The organism is Mesorhizobium sp. M7A.F.Ca.ET.027.03.2.1, assembly GCF_003999175.1.
Taxonomy (GTDB): domain Bacteria; phylum Pseudomonadota; class Alphaproteobacteria; order Rhizobiales; family Rhizobiaceae; genus Mesorhizobium.
In genome coordinates this window covers 1-3,342 of the sequence record NZ_RZOM01000693.1, presented here as the reverse complement: position 1 = coordinate 3,342, position 3,342 = coordinate 1, and the positions used below count along the sequence as shown (strand labels likewise).

Below are 3,342 nucleotides of genomic sequence, written 5' to 3'. Positions count from 1 at the left end.
GGAGAATAGCACTCGCATGCCGCAAGTCCAGGAAAGCGGAGGAATGAGCGCCAGTCGGGCCGCGCATCAATTCACGAGGAACAGCCGCTCGGCGACATAAAGCACGATGCCGGCCAGCCCGCCGATGATCATGCCGTTGAAACGGATGTATTGCAGGTCCCTGCCGATGTTCATCTCGAGCAGCCGCGTCAGTTGCGCGAGGTCCCAGCGCTTGACCTGGTCGGCGATGAATGTCGACACGCCGGCCTTCTGGCTCTCCACGAACGACGCCAGAGCCACCACGAACCCTTGGTTCATGTCGGCCCGGATCTGCGCATCCCCGGCAAGATGGCGACCGACCTCGACGAACATGTTGGCAAGATGCGCGCGGACAACCGAATTCGGCGCCTTGGCGTCCTGCTCGATGAACTGGCTGAGGCTTGCCCACATCTCGCCGGCCAACCCCTTGACCTCCGGCCGGGCCAGGAAGTCGCGCTTCAGCTTCTCGGCCCGTTTGGCGTATTGCTTCGATGTTCTCAGCTTCTCGACGAAGCCTTGGGCGAAGCGGTCGAATTCGGCGCGCATCGGGTGATCGGGATCGGCCCTCACCTCGTCGAGAAGCGAGCCGGCCGAGGCGACGATCTTCTTCAGCAGATAGGCGTCGGCGCGGAACAGGTTGAACAGCGACGGCAGTTCCTCACGGATCTTTTCGCGCATCGTCGCCAGCGCCTGTTCGTCATTGAGGAACCTGCCGATCACCTTGGTGAACTCGTCGAACAGTTTCTGGTGGCGGCGGTCGTCGGTAAGCGCTGACAACAGCTCGGCGGCCAGCGGCGCCAGCGGCACCTTTTCGATCTGTTCCAGCATGCGGCTGGTGACGAAGCCGCGCAGGCCGGATTGCTCGACAGCGGCCAGCGTCTGCGGCACCAGCCGCACGACGAAGCGCGACAGGCCGGCGGCGCGCTCCGTATCGGCCAGCCAGTCGGCGACGAGTGCCGAGAAATCGACCTCGGCGAGCCTTTCGCGCACCGGTTCAGGCGCCAGGAAGTTGACCTCGATGAAGCGACCGAGATTGTCGGCGATGCGGTTCTGGTTCTCCGGGATGATGGCGGTGTGCGGGATCGGCAGTCCCAGCGGCCGCCTGAACAGCGCCACCACGGCGTACCAGTCGGCCAACCCGCCGATGGTCGCGGCCTCGGCAAAGGCGGCGACGAAGCCGAGCCATGGATAGGTGCGCTCGAAGGATTTGGCGAGCGCAAACACCAGCACGCAAAGCGCCAGTGCGGCCGCCGCGAGGAATTTCGTCCGCCGCAACGCGGAAAGCTTGGCATCCGCCTCGGCATCGAAACGGACCGGCGCCAGGGGCGAAGCCGATTGTGACATGGGTGAGCCGCTCCTCGTCGATCTCAGCCTATTTAGTGTTCCGATGGCCGAAATACCCGCGACAGCGGGTTTCGCCCGGAATTTTCCCCGGCCGCGCACACAAAGTTGAGGAGAAAATTCATCTATCGGGCGAAGCTAGTCTGGAATTATTCCAAGGTATAGGCCATATTCCGCCGAGGCTAATGTGGCGAATCCGGAAATTCGGGTCAAAGCCATATCAGCAAAATTTCCAGATCTGGCGTGGTTGCACCGCACCAGTGCCTTGTGAGGACAAAATGCGGCTTACGCGCCAGACCAACTATGCCATGCGCATCTTGATGTATTGCGCGGCCAATGATGACCGATTGAGCCGCATCCCCGAGATCGCGGCCGCCTATTCGGTGTCGGAGCTTTTCCTGTTCAAGATCCTGCAGCCCCTGGTCGAGCACGGCCTCGTCCAGACCGTGCGCGGTAGGAATGGCGGCGTCAAGCTTGGCCGGGCGGCCGAAGCCATCAGCCTGTTCGATGTCGTGCGCGTGACAGAAGAGAGCTTCGCTATGGCCGAATGCTTCGAGAACGATGCCGCCGAATGCCCGCTCGTCGATAGCTGCGCGCTGAACTCGGCGCTGCGCGAGGCGCTGAACGCGTTCTTCGCCGTGCTGGAGCGCTATACGATCGCCGACCTCGTGGCGGCACGTCCAAATGTGCGCAACCTGCTCGGAATCGACATGCTGGAGCGCCGCGCACCAGCTGCCTGACCCAGCAGGGGCGCGGGCTAGATCTGCAATCAGGCCGCTGACTGAGGCAGCACGAACGGCATATTGCCGGCCGGCAGCACGCCGACCCTGAGCCGGCAGTCGAACACTTTTTCGATCAGGTCATCGCTCAGCACATCCCGCGGCGACCCGGTGGCGGCTAGCCTGCCGCGATGCATGACGAAGATCCGGTCGGCATACATGGCCGTCAGATTGAGGTCGTGCAGGATGGCGACCACGCCGCCGCCCCTTCTGGCGAAGTCGCGGGCAATGTTCATGATGATCAGCTGGTGCTTGATGTCGAGGCTGGAAACCGGCTCGTCGAGGAACAGAAAACGCGGCTTGCCGTCGAGCACCGGTGCCCAGACCTGGCTCAGCACGCGTGCGAGTTGAACGCGCTGTTGCTCGCCGCCCGAAAGCTCCTGGTAGAAACGGCCGGCAAAGCCGTCGAGATCGACACGCGCCAGCGCCCGTTCCGGCAGCCGCGCATCCTCGCCCGGCAAGACGCCTGAGCGGCCGCCGACAAGGCCGAGCTTGACCACTTCCCGCACGGTGAACGGGAACGACAGCGTCGTCGCCTGCGGCAGCACCGCACGATGGACGGCCACCTCGACCGGCTTCATCGTCGAGAGATCTCGGCCGTTGAGGGCAACGCGCCCGGTGTAGGTGAGTTCGCCGGAGAGCGCTTTGAGGAAGGTCGTCTTGCCCGAACCATTGGGGCCGACGATGGCGGCGATCTCCCCGGGCCGCGCGTGGAAATCGATACCGCTGACGATAGGCTTGCCGGCGATATCAACCGAAACATCCTTGGCCTCGATCATCAAGCCTCACAAATCAACCACGCCGCGCTTGCGCAGCAGGATCCAAAGGAAAAACGGCGCGCCCGCTATCGCGGTGACGATGCCTATCGGCAGTTCGGCCGGCGCAACGATGGTGCGTGCGACCGCATCGGCCAGAAGCAGCAGCGAGGCACCGAGCAGCGCCGACGCCGGCAGCAGATAGCGATTGTCCGGACCAATCAGCAGGCGCAGCAGATGCGGTACCACGATGCCGACGAAGCCGATGCCGCCGCTGACGGCGACGGATGCGCCGACCGCGGCAGAGACGCCGACGATGGCCGTGTATTTCAGCCGCTGCACCGGAATGCCGAGATGACCGGCGGTCGCCTCGCCAAGCGCCAGCGCGTTGAGGCCGCGCGACAGGAACGGCATCGTCGCCAACGCGAGCACTATCGCCGGCCCGACGG

At 64.0% G+C, this 3,342-nt stretch carries 4 protein-coding genes; 1 reads left to right on the top strand and 3 read right to left on the bottom strand.

Annotated elements, in window-relative coordinates; translation table 11 throughout:
* Window positions 1-66: 66 nt before the first annotated feature.
* Window positions 67-1,362: a DUF445 domain-containing protein gene (locus tag EN750_RS25055; protein ID WP_127398083.1), complete on the bottom strand. Its 1,296-nt coding sequence runs from the start codon at window positions 1,360-1,362 to the stop codon at window positions 67-69.
* Between the two features lie 275 nt (window positions 1,363-1,637).
* Here EN750_RS25055 and rirA point away from each other — a divergent pair, with 275 nt between their 5' ends.
* Window positions 1,638-2,099, top strand: a complete 462-nt coding sequence (gene rirA / locus EN750_RS25050; protein WP_127267528.1) for an iron-responsive transcriptional regulator RirA — start codon at window positions 1,638-1,640, stop codon at window positions 2,097-2,099.
* Window positions 2,100-2,128: 29 nt separating this feature from the next.
* On the opposite strand, the gene EN750_RS25045 is transcribed toward rirA, so the two are convergent.
* Window positions 2,129-2,917 carry a heme ABC transporter ATP-binding protein gene (locus EN750_RS25045; RefSeq protein ID WP_127398081.1) on the bottom strand — a complete coding sequence of 263 codons (789 nt, stop codon included), beginning with the start codon at window positions 2,915-2,917 and terminating at the stop codon, window positions 2,129-2,131.
* A 6-nt stretch (window positions 2,918-2,923) separates the two neighbouring features.
* The coding region (locus EN750_RS25040; protein WP_145967894.1) for an iron ABC transporter permease at window positions 2,924-3,342 on the bottom strand (419 nt) is incomplete at its 5' end.